This window comes from Halobaculum rubrum, from assembly GCF_019880225.1.
GTDB classification, from domain to species: Archaea; Halobacteriota; Halobacteria; order Halobacteriales; family Haloferacaceae; genus Halobaculum; species Halobaculum rubrum.
The window spans coordinates 1,867,163-1,885,449 of record NZ_CP082284.1 but is presented as its reverse complement, the minus strand read 5'-3'; the positions used below and the strand labels follow the sequence as shown (position 1 = coordinate 1,885,449).

Genomic DNA, 18,287 nt, shown 5'->3' with positions numbered 1-18,287 from the left:
GATTCCCGACCGCGTTGGGATATTGTGGTTTACGACGTGGCCTGTTCTCGCGATGCGAAACATCCGCTCTCTTGATCGAACAGGTACGTCGATGGCTGTGCCAACCAGCCGTTACTCCTATCACCACCATCCGTGGCGGGACTCGGAGATACTTTCTGCCGAATGTTCTCAGCGCCGTTCACGTCTGCATTCGCCAGCGCCCCGCACTCATCGCAGACATACAGTCCACGTTCAACACGATTCGCGTCACGCTTCCGACCACAGCACGAACACGACTTCGATGTATCGCGCTCTGACACCGACTCAACCGTGATTCCTTCCATCTCGGCTTTGTATTCGAGGAGGTCGGTGAAGCGGTCAAACGCCCACGAGTGCAGGTCGAGGTTGCCGTGCTTCCCCCAGTTTTTCGACTCGCCGTTCTCGTCGCCCTCGCGGATCCCAGAGAGGTCGCCAACCACGATCGTTCCAACACCTTCCTCAACACACCGCTGAACGATGTGCTTGGAAAGGGTGTGGAAGTAGTGTGTGCGACGAGCCGACTTCTTCTGGTTCAACCGGGTGGCCTGCTCGGAGTCCGAATCGTCACACTGGGCGAGTCGCTTGCTGAAGTAGTAGTCATCCTGCTTCAGACAGTTGAGCGGGTACAACTCGCTGTGACCGTCTTCGTAGGCGAGTGCGGCGAAGTTGTTGATGCCGAGATCAACACCCACTGTCTTCTCACCGGGCGCTTCAGCAACCTCGATCTCGACTTTGCACACGAAGTGCAGTTCCCACTCGTCACCTGTCCAGACTGCCCGCACTTGTTGGACGTTCTCCAGAGTGGAGAGGTCAACATCAGGACGAGTCTGATACTCGCAGAGGATGAAGTCAGACCAATACTCCTTGAGATTCGATCCCTTGGAGAGTCGGACTCGGTTGTACGTAGTGTCGAGTTTGAAGCCTGCGTCTTTGAACGTGACAGTGCTTCGCGGGTGTTCGTCGCCGTGTTTGCGGTACTTCGGCGGGTTCGCGTTCGTATCTCCGTTTTGTCGTTTGCCGTACCAGCCGGTGAACGCCTCAGCGAGTTCTTGAAGGACTCGCTGACTTGACTGCGAATGCAGGTCATCGTAGCGTTCGTGCGACTTCAGGTACGAGGTGAGCTCGTTGTGACCGGGAATGTGACCGATCTCTGACCACACGCGGTCACAAACCCATCGTCCGACGTTCCAGAGTTTCGAGGCTGAGAACCCGAGCGAATCGAGGTCGTCGGACACCTGTTTCTGGTTCTGTATGGAAGCAGTGTAGGTGCGTGTGACGACCCGTTTCGCCATACGTAACCTATGTAGGAAGAATTACTTGAATGTGTGGATTCGAGCGTGGAATATCCGGCCCTGCCATCGAACGGTGATTGCGTAGGAGTTGTCGAATTCATCCCCGCCCTGAAGGGCGAGGCTTTCTCCTCGCACTTCCGTAAGTCCGACGACGAGCGCCACCCTTCGGCGACCGAGAGGGCGATCCATCCGACCGTCACGTCCTGTCGGCGATCCCCCACGCGATCTGGTCCCACACGCGCTCGTAGGTGTAGTACGTCGCCGTCTTCACCACGTTCGCGACGAGCCCGATGTTCACCGCGTCGCTCACGTCGCCGACGACGGCCCACGCCACGATCACCGTGATAACGACCATCAGCGCCCGATAACACAGTGTCTTGGCGATCGCGCGTTTTCTGTGCTGGAGCGGCGATCGCAAGCGGGAGAGACGCGCCATGTTCGGCACACGGACCGGCGCGACATAATCACTAGCGGTTGCATCCGAGCGGGAGGTAATGGTGTAGAGTTATTTGTGCGGTGTCGTGCGTTCGAGCTACCGAAGCAGGTCGAACCCGGGTCGCCACCACAGCAGCGCGACCGTGACGACGAACACGAGCGTCGAGGGACCGTAGCCGATCCCGCCGACGGCCGCGACGACGAACCCCCCGCCGCCGACGACCGCGGTGGCCGCACCGGCGAGGATCGGCAGCGAGCAGGAGACGCACGAGAACAGCCCGAGCACGCCCGCCACCCCCGCGCTCGCGGCGTCGACGACGGTGCCATACAGGAGGTACGCCAGCGCGCCGTAGCCGAGCACCTTCGCGGGCATGAGCACCGCGGCGGCGACGCCGACGTTGACGATAAGCGCGGGCCCCCATCCGGGCGGAAGCAACGCCACCTCCACGCCCGGCGTCGTCCGCGGCGGCGCGACCCCGACGACGCCGCCGAAGACGGCCAAGAGGAGTATGTAGCCGACGGCGACGACGAGCGCGCGACGGCGTGTCCGGGTAGTACCCGCAGACGGACGGTAGCGCGCGAACACGACGAGCGCGAGGTTGACCCAGGTCAGCCCGTACAGCGTGAACGCGGGTGACGCGAGGCTGGCGGACGTGAACGCGAAGTACGCGACGACGGCCGCGAGCTCGACGTTGACCACCAGCGCCGCGACCAGTAGATCGCGACGGCCGACGGACAGATCGATGCCGGCGATCGAAAGGCGTCGGGTGCTCATGTGCGTGCTCGGGAGTTACAGCGCGAGCGCGTCGACGACGACCGCCAGCAGGACGACTCCGAGGTAGGCGTTCGACGCGTGGAACGCCCGAAACGCCGCGGACTCGTCGCGCTCGTAGTGGAGGCGGACGATCGTCCACAGGAACACGGCGCCGCCGACGACGCCGGCGAGCGCGTACACCCAGTCCAACCGACCGAGGCTGACCATCCCGGCGGCGACCGCCAACGTCGCGCCGAAGTACCAGACGATGTGGCGCCGCGTCGCCGTCTCGCCGCGCACGACGGGCATCATCGGGAAGCCGCCGCGCTCGTAGTCGTCCTTGTACGCGAGCGCGAGGTTGTAGAAGTGTGCCGGCGTCCACAGGAAGATGAGCGCCGCGAGCGCGAGCCCGCCGAGGCCGATCTCCCCGGTGACGGCGGCCCAGCCGATGAGCGCGGGGAGCGCGCCGGCGGCGCCGCCGATGACGGTGTTCTGGACCGTGTTCGGCTTCAACATGAGCGTGTACACGACCGAGTAGAACACGATCGCGACGAACCCGAGGACGGCCGCGAGCACGTTCACCCACGCGAACAGGCCGACGGAGAGGACGGTGAGCAGCAGCCCGAACGCGGTCGCGTTGCGCACCGACACCAGATCGACCGCCAGCGGCCGGTCGCTCGTGCGCTGCATCCGTCGGTCGATGTCGCGCTCGAACACGTGATTGAACGTGCCGGAGGCGCCGATGGAGAGGGCCCCGCCCGCGAGCGTCGCGGCGACGACGGGCACCGAGAGCCCGGGGCCGCCGGCCAGGGCCATCGCGGCGCTGGCGACGAGACACAGCAGCCACATCAGCCGCGGCTTCATCAGCCGGAAGTACGCCGCGGCCGTGAGCCGGGCGCGGCGGACAGGGTCCGCACGCCAGGAGGGGATCGGCGGGCGCCCCCCGGAGCTAACCGGCTCGGCCGCCGGCTCCGGACCGCCGGACGCGACCGCGGGTTCGTCGTCGGGATCGCCCGTTCGAGCCTCCAGTTCCCACGCGAGCGCGGCGAGCAGCCCGAAGAACACGGCCAGTCCCCCCACGAGATGTATCGCCGACAGCGTCACCGGAACGCCCGCGACAACCGCGAGCGTCTCGCGGCCGCCGGTCGCGACGTACGCACCCAGTAGCGACTGGGCTGGATACAGAAGGAACGACAACGCGAGCGCCCCAGCGACCCGGCGACTCGGACGAACCCGCCAGGCCGCGACGGCCGTCGCGAGGACGAGCAGTCCGACGGCGAACGCCACCAGTCGGTGTCCGAGCGCGATCCAGCCGGCGTCGGCTGTCGGAAGGGCGAACCCGTCCCCGCACGCCGGCCACGCCGTACACGCCGTGGCGGCATCGGTGACGGCCGTCGTTGCACCCACTACGAGCAGCAGGTACACGCCCATCGCGCTGGCCGCGAGCAGCGGCGGGAACCGCTTCGATATCACTGTCGGACCTTGCGACCCGCCGCATATCAACCCCGCGCTTTTCACGTTCGATTCGGCCCCGAACAGCGGCGTCGATGGTGCTTTCAGGGGGGAAAGATGTTCGCACCGGTCACAGCGTACACTCCCGCCATCCGGTGTTTCGCGCGACAACAGTAGGTATTTAGGTGGCCTGCGCCAACCACGGTTGTAATGACGCGTACGCGACTGGGGAGCCTGTTGGTCGGGCTCGTCGGGTCGGCGCTGTTCGCGACGCCGGTCGCGGCACAGCCGTCGACGACGGCGGAGCTGATCAACGGCCTGAACACCGATCTGTTGTACGTCGCGGTCCCGATCACGTTGCTCGTCGAGGTCATTCTCGTGTACACCGTCCTGAAGTTCAAGGACAACGACGAGCCGGAGCCGACCCGGGAGAACCGACGTCTCGAGGTCACATGGACGGTCGCGACCGCGATCATCCTCCTGTTCGTCGGCGTCGCCTCCTACGGCGTGCTGGCGAACCCCGACGTGACCTACACCGGTGCCGAGGAGATCGAGCCCGCCGAGGGCGACGTGCACGTCGAAACCGTCGCCTACCAGTGGAACTGGCGGATGAACTACCAGACATCGAACATCAGCGAGCTGACGGCGAGCGACATCGACACGTCGGTGGTCCCGCAAGCCGAGGGGATAGAGGGGCCGGTGATAGTCGTCCCAGCGGGACAGGATCTGTACTTCAGTTCGACCTCCGACGACGTGATCCACGGCTTTAGCGTGCCCGAACTCGGGCTGAAGCAGGACGCCATCCCCGGACAGACGAACACGCTCAAGACGGTGGCACAGGAGACGGGCGTCTACCAGGGCTACTGCACGGAGTACTGCGGCGTCGCTCACTCCAACATGTACTTCACCGTCGTCGTCGTCGAGCAGGGAACCTACGACGAGTTCGTCGACAGCCAGACCGGTTCGGACGGCGGGAGCGCCTCGCTGACCGCGCCGACCGGCCTCGGCGCGTAATCAACGGATTTCCCCACCGCGATCGAACGTTCTGCCGGTTTCTCCGAAACAGCTACCGGTTCAGCGCGGTTGACCGCGCGGTACGCCATTCCTCACCTGCGATAGATCGTCACAGCCGCCGACCGCGCCGCCCCGGCGTTCAAGTCACCGGTGGCCGTACGGTCGACCATGCGCGACGAGGCGGAGATCAGAGAGCAGTACGAGTATCTCGCCGAGCAGTTGGACTCCGAGGAGATGCGCCACGAGGGCGTCAGGCAGTTGTTCACGCACTACAAGCGTGCTCTGGGCTGGGCGCTCGAGGAGGAGCACATGTGAGCGCTCGATCTCCCCGGTAGTTTTATCGCTATCCCCCGAATATCGATCGGTGACGCTTCGACTGGAGGGCCGAAGCGTCAGCGGGGACCGATCCGGGCGGCACGCGCGGGTGTTTCCGCCGCGTGCCCCCGTTCGTTCTCGGAACCGACGCCGCGAGCGACCGCCGTGTCGGCTGCTCGACCGGGTCCGTCATTCGATAGATAACCCCGAGCCGACGGCGTCCTGGTCGTCGCCGTCGGCCCACTCGATCTCGAACTCGACGCTCAGCTCGTCCGGCCCGGAGCCGGTCTCGCGTTCGGCCTTCACCTCGAACGTCGCGCTCGCGGGCACGGACATCGTGACCGGTTCGTCGCCGTCCGCGAGCGTGAGCTCGCCGTCCGCCTCGAGCCTCGTGGCGACATCCCGAAGGTGGGCGGCGATCTCGGCGCGGTCCTGACGGATCTCGGATTCGAACAGCACTTTTTCCGGCATACCGGACTGTTCGTCGAGCGCGGACAAAAAGCAGTCGGCCGAAACGACGGCGGGATCGAACACGATCCCGGTCGAGGCGGCGGCGACCTGCCGCGATCGCGATCGGCTCACGACGACCGCCCCCCGCTATCGAACAGTCACCGTTCGTGATAGGAGCAGCGAAGTACCGTTTCATCTACAGTACCGGACGAGTCCGTCGACCACGGAAGCTGCCGCGTCATAGCTTACAACGGCGTTTTCGATCGGCGATACGTTTATTTGGTCGGAGAATAACAGTTTTTTAGACATAACCCATGTACGATCTGACGGGGTTTCAGCGCGACCTGCTGTACGTGATAGCCGGGCAAGACGAGCCGCACGGGCTGGCGATCAAAGCGGAGCTCGAGGACTACTACGAAAAGGAGATCCATCACGGGCGCCTGTACCCGAACCTCGACACACTCGTGGAGAAGGGGCTCGTCGAGAAGGGCCAACGCGACCAGCGAACCAACTACTACACGCTCACGCGCCGCGGACGTCGGGAGATCGAGGCCCGCAGCGAATGGGAGCAACGCTACGTCGACCTGGAGTGACCCGATCGGAGGTCGGTCACCCCTCCCCAGCTTTGTCTTCCGTCGGCTGTTCGCCCGGAGAGGCGACCGCGTCTCCACCGCCACCCTCGGCGGGGGCTGCATCCGGATCCGGGGAGGGGATCGACGGCCCTTCGGCCGTGAGATACGTCGGGTCGACCGCGTACGGGCGCAACGGCTCCCCGGAGAGCAGTTCCGGCAGGACGATCCGGAAGAAGTGCACGACCAACACGAGGAGGACCGGCATGAGGAAGATCCCGTACCAGCCGAACAGCAGCGGACCGAGCGTGTACGCGATCATCACCGCCCCGACGTGCAACGAGCGCCCGGAGACGTACGGTCGCAACACGAGATCGGGGATGGTGTCAACGACGATCAGCGAGGCGAGCGCGAACACGAGCACGAACGCCAGTCCACCGGTGACGTCGTTCGCCACCGCCCGAACCGTCATGAACGCCGCGACCGGGACGTACACCAGCTTCATCCCGACGATCGGGATCAGGCTCGCGACGCCCGCGATCAGTCCGACCAGCGCGGCCGCCGGGACCGCCCCCCCGTCGGGGGCGAACACGTTGAGGACCGAGTAGACGATCACCCCGATCGTGCCGGTGACGATCGCGTTGAGGATGTTCCCGAAGAAGATCGACTTCAGGTCGCGGTCGACCGCGAGGCCGTAGGCGTCGACGATCCCCGCCTGGTCCGTGAATCGAACGAGATAGCGGCCGAGCCGTCCGCCGTCGCGGAGGAGGTAGAACGCGACCGCGAGCATGACGAACAAGTGGATCGCGCCGATGCCGACGAACGCGACGGTGTCGGCCGCCTGCGCCACCGAGTTCAGGGCGCCGCCGACGGTGTCGAGCGTGACGTACTGCTGCCAGTCGAGCGCCGCGACCTGCGACGGGTCGGTCAGCACGTCGAGGGTCTCCTGCGTGAACGGGAGCTGATCGAGATACCCGTTCCCGGCGATGTCGAGCTCCCGGATCTGATTGGCGACGATGAGCAGGGCGTACCCCGCAAGCAGCAGCGCCGGGAGCACCATCGCGAAGATGGCGACCGCGGCGGCGACGCTCGGCTGTGGGATCCGCCTGCGGATCCGGTTGTAAACCGGGCGCGTCGCGTAGTAGATGAACACCCCGAAGACGAACGTGCCGACGAACGAGTGGACGACGAACGTGAGCGCCGCGGCCAACACCGCACCGACGCCCCACCACGCCGTCCGCGACCAGTCGACATCGGAGAGCGCCATATCCAGCCCCCTCAGTCCGCCGACAAAAACGTGTCGCGGGACGACCCCGCGTTCGCGGACGCCGCCCGAAAAAGTATATACCACTATAGAGTAATATTGAGCCCATGACCGCGACGGGCGCCGAGATCGTCGGCGATCCGCTGTCGCTGCCGGTCGCACGGCTGGCATTGGCGGCGGCGCTGGGGCTGTTCCTCGGGTTGGAGCGCGAGTGGTCCGAGCGGTCCGCGGGGATCCGGACGTTCTCGCTGACCAGCCTCGTCGCCGCGGTGTTCACGTACCTGGCGATCGAGACAGAGGTGGGTGGCGCGCTCCTCGCGGTCGGCGGCGTGCTCGTCATCGTGCAGGGGGTGTTGCTGGCGGTCCGCGGGCTTCGGGCCGACGCCGACGGCTCGCTGTCGCTGACGACCTCCGTCTCGTTGCTGGCGGCGTACGGAGTCGGGGCGCTCGTCGCCGTCGGCGCCGTCGTGGAGGGAGTGACAGTCGCGGTCGTGTCGGCCGCGCTGTTGGTGTTGAAACGGGAGTTACACTCGTTCGCGGGCGACCTCTCGCGCCCGGAGCTTCGCTCGATGACCGAGTTCGCCGTCCTCGCGTTCGTCGTCTACCCGGTGTTGCCGGCGGGCGAGCGGGTGGTGTTCGGTATTCCGCTGGAGCCGCGCGTCGCGTGGCTCATGGTCGTCACCGTCGCCGGGATCGGCATCGTGAACTACGCGCTGGTACGGACGTACGGCGGCCGCGGCATCGCAGTCACCGGCTTTCTCGGCGGGCTCGCGTCCTCGACGGCCGTCGTCGGGACGATGCTCGATCACGCGACCGACCGGGCGGAGTCGGTCTCGTACGCCGTCGCCGGGGTCCTGTTGGCGGACGCGGCGATGGCCCTGCGTAACCTCGCGATCGCCATCGCGTTCACCGTCGGCGGCGATCTGCCGGTCCTCGTCGGCGTCGCCGCGCCGCTGGGCGCGCTCGCGCTCGGCGCCGTCGCCGTGGCGGCGGCGACGGCCGACTGGCGCACGCGGGTCGACCTCAGACTCGAGTCGCCGTTCTCGCTGCGCAACGCGCTGGCGTTCGGCGCGGCGTTCCTCGTCATCCTCGCGGTCAGCAGCCTGGCACAGGCTCGCTTCGGTACCGCCGGACTGTACGCGTCGGCGGCCCTCTCGGGGCTGGTGTCCTCCGCCGGCGCGACCACCTCGGCCGTCCTGTTGTACCGCGGCGGCACCGTCGGCGCCGACGCAGCGACCGTCGCCGTCCTGCTCGCGACCGTCTCCAGCGTCGCGGTGAAGGCGGGGCTGGCGTTCGCCGGTCCCCGGGCGTTCGTGCGCCGCGTGGCCGCCTACAGCCTCGCGATCGTCGCCGGGGGTGGGGTCGTCGCGCTCGCGACGACGATCGCGTGAGCGACCACCATTGTGTGAACGACGACCGACACAGCCGACGCACCGTGTCGCCGCCGACTCACCATACCGCAAACTCGCCGCGCCCGCGTGATCGATAGCCGGCGAATCCGCCGGCCCACCACGGTATCCGATTGAAGTCGGAGTCAAGATCCGAGGCGAATATTCGAACCAGCATCGAGTGGACCACTATTTTATAATCGACCGTTCGCATCCACACGCATGGACCGAGACACGGCCGAGGTGAGCGTCACCGAGATGCCGGGCGCTCGCGCCCGCGAATGGGCCGAGTATCACCGCGATGTCGCCGCGACGACGACGTACGTGTACGACTTCGTGTGGGACATCACCGAGGACGCGGAGGGACCGTTCTGCACCGACGTCGACGGCAACGTCCTGCTGGATTTCACCTCCCACGTCGCCGCCGCGCCGCTCGGCTACAACAACCCGAAGATCATGGACCGGATGGCCGAGTTCGACATGGTCGACCCGACGAAGATCGCCGGGCAGGACTTCTACGTCTCCGACGGCTCGGACCCGGGCGAGTCGGCGCTTCCAGGCCCCGCGGACCTGATGCACGAGCTCGTCGACCGCACGGGTCACTACGACCTCGACACCGTCTTCCTCTCGAACTCCGGCGCCGAGGCCGTCGAGAACGCGATCAAGATCTGCTACGACGACTCCGGCGGCGGGAAGTACGGCGTCACCTTCGACGGCGCGTTCCACGGGCGGACGCTCGGGGCCCTCTCGCTCAATCGCTCGAAGTCCGTGTATCGCAAGCGGTTCCCCGAGGTGCCCGGCGTCCACGACGTACCGTACTGCGATGACCGCGCGTGTTCGCCCGAGACGTGCTCGTGTGGCTTCTTCGTCGACGACGGCGACACCTCGCTGCTACGGGAGAAACTCGACCCGAAAACGGGCCACGTCAACCCCGAGGAGACCTCCTACATCGTCATGGAGCCGATCCAGGGCGAGGGCGGCTACCGCTTCCCCTCGGAGCCGTTCATGGAGGAGGTCGCCGATCTCGCCGCCGAGCACGACATCCCGCTGATCGCCGACGAGATCCAGTCGGGGATGGGCCGCACCGGCGAGCTGTGGGGCTCGGACCACTACCCGATCGAGCCGGACGTGATCACCGGCGCGAAGGGAATGCGCGTCGGCGCCACCATCGCCAACGAGGACAGCTTTCCCGACGAGCGATCTCGGCTCTCCTCGACGTGGGGCGCTGGCGATATCGTCGCCGCGGCGCAGGGCGTGTTCACGCTGCGTGCCATCGACGAGTACGACCTGCTCGACAACGCGACCGTCCGCGGCGAGCAGTTCAAGGAGACCGTCCGCGACGCCGCCCTCGACGGCGTGACCGACGTGCGCGGGAAGGGGCTGATGCTCGCCGTCGAGTTCGAATCCCCGGACCTCCGCGACGCCGTGCAGGAGGCGGCGCTACGCCGCGGCCTGCTCACGCTCGCGTGCGGGTCGAACGTGATCCGGTTCCTCCCGCCGCTGGACGTGACCGAGCGAGAGATCGAGCTGGGAGCGAAACTGCTGATCGAGGCCGCAGTCGACGTGAACTGACGGATATCGCCACTCCGGCCCCGTTCGCTCTCCCTCGTCGTTCGATCCTACTGCTGGTACCGGCGCTCGTCGCTTCGCTCGGGGTAGCCGCCGCCCCCGCCGCTGGCGCCCCCGGTCATCTCGTCGTACGTCATCCCCGAGAGGTACTCGTCGTACGTCACGTCGAACGCCTGCCGGAGGTGGAAGTCCAGGTCGCCGGTGTCGAGCGTCCGCCGGAACAGCGCGTGGATCCCTCGTCGGACCAGTTCGTTGCGGTCGGTCCCCAGCGCCGCCGCCAACAGCGACAGCTCGTGTTTCGTCTCGCGGTCCAGTTCGACGGCGATCTCGTCGTCGAGGTCGCCGTACTCCGCGGTGATCGCGTCGTCGAGATCGTCGAGTCCCATGCTCGATCGGTCTCGCGGCGGGCGGAAACCCGTTGCGCTCTGGCTCGGTTCCCTCGTTTCGGTCGCCGACCCGGGACCGTCAGCGCTTTTCGCTCGCGGTCCCCCGATCCGGTAATGAGCGCACACCTCCCCGACGACCGCGACGCGGTGCGGGAGGCCCTGATCGCGTGGTACGAGGACGACCACCGCCAGTTCCCGTGGCGGCGCACCGACGACCCCTACCGGATCCTCGTCTCGGAGGTGATGAGCCAGCAGACGCAGCTCTCCCGGGTCGAGGAGGCGTACGCCGACTTCCTCGACCGCTGGCCCGAGGTGGCCGACCTCGCGGCCGCCGAGCGCGGGGAGGTCGTCTCCTTCTGGTCGGACCACTCGCTCGGCTACAACAACCGCGCGAAGTACCTCCACGAGGCCGCCACACAGGTGACCGAGGGGGAGGTCGGTCCCGCGGACCGACCTCCGGGAGGCAGTGATACCGCCGAAGCCGACGGCGAGTTCCCGACCGACCCCGACGAGCTACAGGAGCTGATGGGCGTCGGCCCGTACACCGCCAACGCGGTCGCCTCCTTCGCGTTCAACAACGGCGACGCGGTCGTCGACACGAACGTGAAGCGGGTGCTCCACCGCGCGTTCGGCGTTCCCGACGACGACGCCGAATTCGCCGAGTCCGCCGTCGACCTCATGCCCGACGGCGAATCGCGCGTCTGGAACAACGCGATCATGGAACTGGGCGGGGTCGCCTGCGGGCAGTCCCCCCGCTGCGACGAGGCGGGCTGCCCGTGGCGTCGCTGGTGTCGGGCCTACGAGACGGGGAATTTCACCGCGCCGGACGTACCCGAACAGCCGAGCTTCGAGGGGAGCAGGCGGCAGTTCCGTGGCAAGGTCGTGCGCGCGCTCGGGAACCACGACGAGTTGATGCTCGGCGAACTCGGCCCGCGGATCCGCGTGGATTACAGCCCCGACGGTGACGGCGAGGGCAGCGAGGACTGGCTCCGCGGATTGGTGGGCGACCTCGCGGACGACGGCCTCGTCGAGGTGACGGACGGCGAGGACGGAACCGCTGTTCGGCTTCGTCGGTAGCACGACGGTACCGCAGAAAGGAGTACGGCCGTCGGCACGGACATGGGCCGCCGGTCAGTCGTCGGAGGCGGCCCGTCCCGGAGACTCCGCCTCCGTCGCCGGCGCGGGCGGCTCGTGCGTGCCGAACTCGGGGTGGGTCTCCTCCATCCAGAGGAACACCATCGCGCCGGAGACGAACATCAGGCCGGCGGTCATGTAGAACGCGGCCTCGGCGTTCACGAACTCCATCGAGAGCCCGATCAGGATCGCGCCCACGGCGTATCCGGAGTCGCGCCACATCCGGTAGACGCCCATCCCCGCCGAGCGCCACGTCGGGTGTGCCGCGTCGCTGGGGACCGTCATCAGGTTCGGGTACAGCAGCGCCATCCCGATCCCGGACACGCCAGCGAAGGCGGCCCACGGGAGGTAGCCGTCGACCAGTACCATCCCGAGCACGCCCGCGCCTGCCAAGAACATCCCGGCGATAACCGGCGGCCGTCGGCCGATCCGGTCCGCGAGCCCGCCGGTTCCGATCTGGAGGAAGTACATCGCGCTGTGGATGCCGACCACGGCCCCGACCGCTGCGATATCGAGCCCCTGGCTCAGCAGGTACAGCGGGACCGCGATCCAGAACAGCGTGTCGACGAAGTTCTCGACGTGGCCGGCCTGCGCCGCCGCGAACAGCGTCCGATCGCCGTAGGTTGCCCGCTTCAGCACCTCATCGAACGGGAGGTTCGCGTCGTGGTCGTCGTCGTCCCCCTCGGCCTGCGCGTACTGGACGGTCTCCTTGATCAGGAAGATCGAGACGAGGAACGCCAACACCACGACGACGGCGAGGAAGTAGAACGGCTCCGGCCGGAGGCTCCACCGGCTGGCGATGACGCCCGTGATCCAGGCACCGACGGCCACGCCGGTGTATCCGAACGACTCGTCGATACCGACCGCGAGGCCGCGCTGGTCGGGACCGGCGAGGTCGATCTTCGCGTTGATCGCCATGCTCCAGGTCAACGCTTGGTTGATACCCAGCAAGACGTTTCCGACGGTGATCCACCCCCAGCTCGGGGCGAAGATGAGGATGATCGGCAGGGGAAGCGCCGTCACCCATCCGGCGACGAGCACGGGTTTGCGGCCGTACTCCTCGCCCCATTTGCCCGCATAGAGGTTGAGGATCGACTTCACGATCCCGAACGAGACGACGAACGAGCCGATAACGAGGAACGACTCGACGCCGAGGACGTCCTCCCCCAGCGCGGGGACGACGGTGCGCTCGGACCCGATGGTCAGTCCGGTCGCGAACACGAGCAGAACGTGCAGCGAGAACTGCCCGAGGTGTTCGCGGATCCCCTGTTTGAGTTCGGTTGCCGTACTCATGGGTCACTCGGCCGCGCAGTTGTTGGGACCCAGTTCGAGTTCGGACAGCTCGGCGTCGGGGACGGACTCCTGCCCGACGTTCGTCCGCTTGACGCGCTCGAAGTTCGGCGGGTGGTCCGGGATATCCGAAGCGAGTTCCCGGACGAACTCGTCGCGGTCGCGCGAGAGGTCCTCGTTCCGCTCGCGCACCTCGGCGAGCGTCGCGGTCACCGGAGGCTCCGGCGAGCCCGGATCGTGCGACGGCAACACCAGCGCCTCGGCGGGCCGGTCGAGCAGTCGCCGAAGGCTCTCGTACAGGGTCGCGGCGTTGGATTCCACGTCGGAGTCCTCGATACCGGCCTCGACGCCGAGTTCCACGCGTCCGACACTCTCGTGGAACAGCGTGTCGCCCGTCAACAGCGCCGCGCCGCCGACGTCGAAGGAGACGCTCCCCTCGCTGTGACCGGGGGTGTGGATCGCCTCGACGTCGACGTCGCCGACCTCGACGACCCGTCCGTCCGCGAGCGGCGTCGCGTCGATCGCGAGCGCGTCCTTCCCGTGGAGGTAGTAGGGAACGTCGTGCTCGGCCGCCAGGTCGGCGCCCCCGGAGACGTGGTCGGCGTGGGCGTGGGTGTCGAACACGCCGACGAGATCGGCGTCGTGCTCGTCGAGCACCGCCTCGTACTCGTCGAGGTAGTGCGAGGGATCGAAGACGGCGGCGTCGCCGTCGGAGACGAGGACGTGCGAGAGACAGCCCTTGCCCGGCCGCGCAACCTGCACCAGCGTGGCATCGAGGTCGACGTCGACGGGTGAACGTCGGTGAACCCGGCTCCAGCCGCTCATTCCGTCGGCGAGCGTCTTCGCGTCGCGGCCCATCCCCCGGAGGACGTCGGTCGCGGTGTCCGCGACGATGCCCGCCGCACAGACAGTCACGATATCCCGGTCCTCCGGGACGGCTTCGAGCGCCTTCATCGCCGTCTCGGGGTCGGTGGTGAGTTCGTCGTACACGTCGACGGTAGTGCTGTCCGGAACGTGCCAGTCGTCGAACTCGGTCTCGTGGCGGATGTCGAGGACGAACACGTCGTCGTCGTCGTTCTGAAGTCGTTCGCCGAGTCGGTCTGGCGAGATCTCCTGCATGGGTGCTCGTTCGTACAGGGCGTATTGGCATATAGGGACTGCCGGACATGGCCGGCAGTGTTATTTCGGCCCGGTTCGGATATCGGGGTATGAGCCTGTACGAGGCCTCCTTCCGGGTCAGACACGAGTGTCCGTACCGGGAGATCTCCGAGCGTCATCCGGATCTGACGATCCGCGAGTGGTACCTGAGCGACTGCCAGGTGATCGAGATCACCGCGCCGGGGGACCCCAGCGACGAGTTGCTCGCGGAGATCGACGCGATCGGGACGGTCCTCCACGAGTCGGTCGACGAGACCGGACTCCACGTCGTCACGCAGTCGTGTCTCTGCTCGCTGGAGGACTCGATCGTCGAACGCTTCGAGTCGCACAACTGTCTGTACCAGCCGCCGACAGTCCACCGACAGGGCTGGGAGCACTACACCGTGATCGCGTTCGACGAGGGCGACGTTCGCGCGCTGCTGCGCGATCTCGAGGCCGACCGCGACATCGAGGTCCTCTCGAAGACGTCGATCGCCGAGCAGGAGATCCCCCACAGCATGCTCGCGCCGGTCGATCGACTGTTCGAGGACGTGACCGAGCGCCAGTTGGCGGCGCTGCGGCTGGCGCTGGAGAGCGGCTACTACGAGCAGCCCCGGAAGACCTCCCTGCGGGACCTCGCCGACATGACCGCCGTCGCCCGTTCGACGTACGAGGAGCACCTCCGGAAGGCCGAGAACAAACTCCTCACCAACGCGGGACAGTTCCTGCGGTTGGTCACCGCGTCGTCGACCGCCGACCCGCTGGCCGTGAACACGGGGCGAAGCGACGAGCAAGCGGCCGACTAGCGCCGGATCCGGAACGTGATACCGCGTGACCCGGAAGCCGTCGACCGTAATTCGTTTATTCGAGGTGCCCCGCCGGAGTTGTATGCCCACCTGCCAGAACTGCGAATCGTTCGTGACCGAGCGATACGTGAAGGTGTTCGAACCGGAGGAGATCACCCGGCCCCGCGCGTGTCCCCACTGCGAGGACATGGTCCGGCGCGGCAAGGACGTCCGCGCGAAGAAGAACTGAGGCGGCACCGACCCCCACTCGCCCGGACCGTTCCCCGCTTCCGGCCGGTCCCCGCCGATCCGTCCCCTCCGCGGTTCCCCGTCGTCGTCCGCGCCGATCGAACCGACCCCGTCAGGGCTCGATGACCAGCTTCCCGAGGAAGCTGTCCTCCATCACCGCCCGCTGAGCCTCCGCGGCACCCTCCAGGTCGTAGCTGTGGGCCACCTCGATCGTGATGTCCTCGCCCCACAGGGAGGCGAGGTCGTCGAGCGCGTCCGCGAGGCTCGGCGTGTTGAACATCGACATGAGCTGGAGGTTCAGGTCCTTGCCCCGGGCCGCCGCCGACTCCGGGAACCCGATCGCGGGGTCGTTCTCGCCGATCCCGACGACGCGACACCCCTGTGTTGCGACCTCGGCGTCGAGGCCGAGGTACTCGTCGAGCCGATGGTCGAGAATCACGTCGACGCCGTCGCCCTCGGCGGCGTCGACGACCGCCTCCGCGAGGTCGTCGCGGTTGTAGTCGAGCACCGCGTCGGCGCCGAGCGCCGCCACCCTGTCGTGGTACCCCTCGGCCGCGGTGGCGATCACGTGGGCGCCGGTTGCGGCGGCGACCTGCACGGCGGCGTGGCCGACGCCGCCGGAGCCGCCGTGGATCAACACCGTCTCGGCCGGTCGGAGGGTGGCGTGCTGGACGAGCGCTCGCCAGGCCGTGACGGCGGCGACCCCGGCCGCGCCGGCGGCGACGAGATCGGCGTCGTCGGGGAGCGCCGCGACGCGGTCGTCGGGGACGGCGACGAACTCGGCGTAGCCGCCCGGCATCGCCCCCGACAGGCCGGTCGCGAACACCTTGTCCCCCTCGGCGATCCCCTCGACGGCCTCGCCGACCGCGGCGGCCGTTCCGGCGGCGTCGACGCCGGGGATCGCGGGCAAGCCGTACGGCTCGTACGACCCCTCGCGGAAGTACGTGTCCACGGGGTTGACGCCCGCGGCGGCGACCTCGACGAGCACCTCGTCGGGCGCCGGCTCGGGCCGGTCGACGTCGTCCACCTGGAGCACCGATTCGCCACCGTGTTCGTGGAAGCGGACCGCTCGCATGGTCGATCTCTCCCCCCGAGGTGACTTAACTCCGGGCGGCGGCGGAACCGCACCGATCGTCCCGACACGATCACCGCCGCCGGCGACCGGTGGAGTGAAAGTGTCCGCCGCGGTAGCCATCGGATATGTTCATCCGGCACGCCGGCGCGACGCTGTTCGGCGCCGGGCTGCTCGTCTGTACGGTGTTGCTCGTGACGGTCGGCCCCGTCGCCGCGGCGACCGAGGTGTTCTGTCCCGGCCCGCGACGGCTCGTCGAGTTCGCCGTCACCGGGGTGCGGGCGTGGCCGCCGACGCTGACGTACACCGACGGCTGCAACGACATCCTCCTCCGCCCGTCGGTGCTGTGGTCGGGCGTCGTCGCCGTCGTCGGCCTTCTCCTGGCCGGGGTCGGGCAAGGACTCGTGCAGCGGGCGTGAACCGTCGGGCGCGCTCCCCACCGGCGGCGCGAGCGCGACCGGAATCGGCGGGATTTAACCCCCCGAGTGGCTGCTATCAACACGCATGAAACTTCACGAATACCAGGCGAAGCAGGTCTTCGCCGACGCCGGGATCCCGACCCCGGACTCGCGGCTCGCGTCCACCGTCGAGGAAGTGATGGACGCGGTCGACGAGATCGGCTACCCGGCGGCGATCAAAGCGCAGGTCCACGTCGGCGGACGTGGCAAGGCTGGCGGCATAGAGATCGCCACGAGCGCCGAGGAGGCGCGCGAGGCCGCCGAGTCCATCCTGGGAATGGACCTCAAGGGCTACACCGTCGACACTGTCCTCGTCGAGGCCGGCGTCGACTTCGAGAACGAGCTGTACGTCGGCATCACGATGGACCGCGGGAAGGGCGAGCCCGTCGCGATGGTGTCGACCGAGGGCGGCGTCGACATCGAGTCGGTCGCCGAGGAGACGCCCGAGAAGATCGCCCGCGAGCATATCGACCCCGCGTTCGGTCTGCACCCGTACCAGGCCCGCAAGGTCGTCTTCGGGGCCGGCATCCCGAGCGACGTCGCGATGGACGTGGCGTCGATCCTGGGGACCCTCTACGACCTGTACGAGTCGAGTGACGCCTCCGAGATCGAGATCAACCCCGTGATGATCACGGCCGACCGCGAGGTCGTCGCCGCGGACGCGGTCATGAACATCGACGAGGACGCGCTGTTCCGTCAGCCCGAGCTGGCGGAGATGGAGGACGAGGCCGCCGGCGACGAGCTGGAGGCGAAAGCCAACGAGTACGGCTTCGACTACGTCCGCCTGTCGGGCAACGTCGGCATCATCGGCAACGGTGCGGGCCTCGTGATGACGACGCTGGACCTCGTGGACTACTACGGCGGCGAGCCCGCCAACTTCCTCGACATCGGCGGCGGCGCCAAGGCCGAGCGCGTCACGCAGGCGCTGGACATGGTGTTCTCCGACGAGAACGTCGACAGCGTCGTGTTCAACATCTTCGGCGGGATCACCCGCGGCGACGAGGTCGCCAAGGGGATCAACGAGGCCCTGGAGCAGTTCGACGAGATCCCCAAGAAGGTGGTCGTCCGGCTCGCCGGCACGAACGCCGAGGAGGGAATGGAGATCCTCAACGAGGACCTCGTACAGGTCGAGGGCACCCTCGAGGACGCTGTGCAACGTGCGGTCGAGAACGCGGAGGAGGTGACCCAATGACTTACCCGAGAAGTTCGCTCGCTCACACGGTTCGCTCGCTCACTACTCGTGAACGCACGCGGTC

General features: G+C 67.4%; 20 protein-coding genes. 10 read left to right on the top strand and 10 right to left on the bottom strand.

The window, feature by feature from the left end; genetic code table 11:
* Window positions 1-29 precede the first annotated feature (29 nt).
* The 4 genes from K6T25_RS09770 to cyoE form a co-directional block, all read right to left on the bottom strand.
* A complete protein-coding gene (locus K6T25_RS09770) occupies window positions 30-1,310 on the bottom strand; it encodes an RNA-guided endonuclease InsQ/TnpB family protein (protein ID WP_222913622.1) in 1,281 nt (426 codons plus the stop codon).
* Between the two features lie 196 nt (window positions 1,311-1,506).
* Window positions 1,507-1,746, bottom strand: coding sequence for a DUF2061 domain-containing protein (locus K6T25_RS09765; RefSeq protein ID WP_222913620.1), 240 nt, complete (start codon window positions 1,744-1,746; stop codon window positions 1,507-1,509).
* A 96-nt stretch (window positions 1,747-1,842) separates the two neighbouring features.
* Window positions 1,843-2,520 carry a DUF7546 family protein gene (locus tag K6T25_RS09760; RefSeq protein ID WP_222913618.1) on the bottom strand — a complete coding sequence of 226 codons (678 nt, stop codon included), beginning with the start codon at window positions 2,518-2,520 and terminating at the stop codon, window positions 1,843-1,845.
* A gap of 15 nt (window positions 2,521-2,535) precedes the next feature.
* Window positions 2,536-3,930 (bottom strand): heme o synthase, encoded by a 1,395-nt coding sequence (cyoE, locus tag K6T25_RS09755; protein ID WP_222917977.1) that lies wholly within the window; start codon window positions 3,928-3,930, stop codon window positions 2,536-2,538.
* Window positions 3,931-4,161: 231 nt separating this feature from the next.
* Here cyoE and coxB point away from each other — a divergent pair, with 231 nt between their 5' ends.
* Both coxB and K6T25_RS09745 read left to right on the top strand, forming a co-directional pair.
* Window positions 4,162-4,965 (top strand): cytochrome c oxidase subunit II, encoded by an 804-nt coding sequence (gene coxB / locus K6T25_RS09750; RefSeq protein ID WP_222913617.1) that lies wholly within the window; start codon window positions 4,162-4,164, stop codon window positions 4,963-4,965.
* A gap of 168 nt (window positions 4,966-5,133) precedes the next feature.
* Window positions 5,134-5,280 (top strand): hypothetical protein, encoded by a 147-nt coding sequence (locus K6T25_RS09745; protein ID WP_201289586.1) that lies wholly within the window; start codon window positions 5,134-5,136, stop codon window positions 5,278-5,280.
* Window positions 5,281-5,469: 189 nt separating this feature from the next.
* Here the strand turns inward: K6T25_RS09745 and K6T25_RS09740 are convergent, their stop codons facing one another.
* Window positions 5,470-5,751 (bottom strand): amphi-Trp domain-containing protein, encoded by a 282-nt coding sequence (locus K6T25_RS09740; RefSeq protein WP_222913614.1) that lies wholly within the window; start codon window positions 5,749-5,751, stop codon window positions 5,470-5,472.
* A 293-nt stretch (window positions 5,752-6,044) separates the two neighbouring features.
* Between K6T25_RS09740 and K6T25_RS09735 the strand changes: the two genes are divergently transcribed.
* Window positions 6,045-6,323, top strand: a complete 279-nt coding sequence (locus K6T25_RS09735) for a PadR family transcriptional regulator (protein ID WP_222913612.1) — start codon at window positions 6,045-6,047, stop codon at window positions 6,321-6,323.
* A 16-nt stretch (window positions 6,324-6,339) separates the two neighbouring features.
* Here K6T25_RS09735 and K6T25_RS09730 read toward each other — a convergent pair whose 3' ends face one another.
* The gene (locus K6T25_RS09730; protein ID WP_222913611.1) at window positions 6,340-7,566 is read right to left on the bottom strand and encodes an AI-2E family transporter; all 1,227 of its coding nucleotides are present in this window, start codon (window positions 7,564-7,566) and stop codon (window positions 6,340-6,342) included.
* A gap of 104 nt (window positions 7,567-7,670) precedes the next feature.
* Here K6T25_RS09730 and K6T25_RS09725 point away from each other — a divergent pair, with 104 nt between their 5' ends.
* Both K6T25_RS09725 and K6T25_RS09720 read left to right on the top strand, forming a co-directional pair.
* Window positions 7,671-8,954 carry an MgtC/SapB family protein gene (locus K6T25_RS09725; RefSeq protein WP_222913609.1) on the top strand — a complete coding sequence of 428 codons (1,284 nt, stop codon included), beginning with the start codon at window positions 7,671-7,673 and terminating at the stop codon, window positions 8,952-8,954.
* 219 nt (window positions 8,955-9,173) lie between these two features.
* Window positions 9,174-10,523, top strand: coding sequence for an aminotransferase class III-fold pyridoxal phosphate-dependent enzyme (locus tag K6T25_RS09720; RefSeq protein WP_222913607.1), 1,350 nt, complete (start codon window positions 9,174-9,176; stop codon window positions 10,521-10,523).
* A gap of 47 nt (window positions 10,524-10,570) precedes the next feature.
* Here the strand turns inward: K6T25_RS09720 and K6T25_RS09715 are convergent, their stop codons facing one another.
* The gene (locus tag K6T25_RS09715) at window positions 10,571-10,906 is read right to left on the bottom strand and encodes a ribbon-helix-helix protein (RefSeq protein ID WP_222913605.1); all 336 of its coding nucleotides are present in this window, start codon (window positions 10,904-10,906) and stop codon (window positions 10,571-10,573) included.
* A gap of 114 nt (window positions 10,907-11,020) precedes the next feature.
* On the opposite strand from K6T25_RS09715, the gene K6T25_RS09710 reads away from it, so the two are divergent.
* Window positions 11,021-11,983 (top strand): HhH-GPD family protein, encoded by a 963-nt coding sequence (locus K6T25_RS09710; RefSeq protein WP_222913603.1) that lies wholly within the window; start codon window positions 11,021-11,023, stop codon window positions 11,981-11,983.
* A 54-nt stretch (window positions 11,984-12,037) separates the two neighbouring features.
* On the opposite strand, the gene K6T25_RS09705 is transcribed toward K6T25_RS09710, so the two are convergent.
* Both K6T25_RS09705 and K6T25_RS09700 read right to left on the bottom strand, forming a co-directional pair.
* On the bottom strand, window positions 12,038-13,333 hold the full coding sequence (locus K6T25_RS09705; protein ID WP_222913601.1) for an MFS transporter: 1,296 nt from the start codon (window positions 13,331-13,333) through the stop codon (window positions 12,038-12,040).
* A gap of 3 nt (window positions 13,334-13,336) precedes the next feature.
* Complete coding sequence (locus K6T25_RS09700) at window positions 13,337-14,449, bottom strand: MBL fold metallo-hydrolase (protein WP_222913599.1); 1,113 nt, start codon at window positions 14,447-14,449, stop codon at window positions 13,337-13,339.
* 89 nt (window positions 14,450-14,538) lie between these two features.
* Here K6T25_RS09700 and K6T25_RS09695 point away from each other — a divergent pair, with 89 nt between their 5' ends.
* Both K6T25_RS09695 and K6T25_RS09690 read left to right on the top strand, forming a co-directional pair.
* Entirely contained in the window at window positions 14,539-15,273 is a 735-nt protein-coding gene (locus tag K6T25_RS09695; RefSeq protein ID WP_222913597.1) for a helix-turn-helix domain-containing protein, read from the top strand.
* A gap of 82 nt (window positions 15,274-15,355) precedes the next feature.
* Window positions 15,356-15,502, top strand: coding sequence for a DUF7563 family protein (locus K6T25_RS09690; RefSeq protein WP_222913595.1), 147 nt, complete (start codon window positions 15,356-15,358; stop codon window positions 15,500-15,502).
* 111 nt (window positions 15,503-15,613) lie between these two features.
* Here K6T25_RS09690 and K6T25_RS09685 read toward each other — a convergent pair whose 3' ends face one another.
* The gene (locus K6T25_RS09685) at window positions 15,614-16,576 is read right to left on the bottom strand and encodes an NADPH:quinone reductase (RefSeq protein ID WP_222913593.1); all 963 of its coding nucleotides are present in this window, start codon (window positions 16,574-16,576) and stop codon (window positions 15,614-15,616) included.
* Window positions 16,577-16,701: 125 nt separating this feature from the next.
* On the opposite strand from K6T25_RS09685, the gene K6T25_RS09680 reads away from it, so the two are divergent.
* Both K6T25_RS09680 and sucC read left to right on the top strand, forming a co-directional pair.
* Window positions 16,702-16,992 (top strand): hypothetical protein, encoded by a 291-nt coding sequence (locus K6T25_RS09680; RefSeq protein ID WP_222913591.1) that lies wholly within the window; start codon window positions 16,702-16,704, stop codon window positions 16,990-16,992.
* 85 nt (window positions 16,993-17,077) lie between these two features.
* A complete protein-coding gene (sucC, locus tag K6T25_RS09675; protein ID WP_222913589.1) occupies window positions 17,078-18,223 on the top strand; it encodes an ADP-forming succinate--CoA ligase subunit beta in 1,146 nt (381 codons plus the stop codon).
* Window positions 18,224-18,287: the final 64 nt, after the last annotated feature.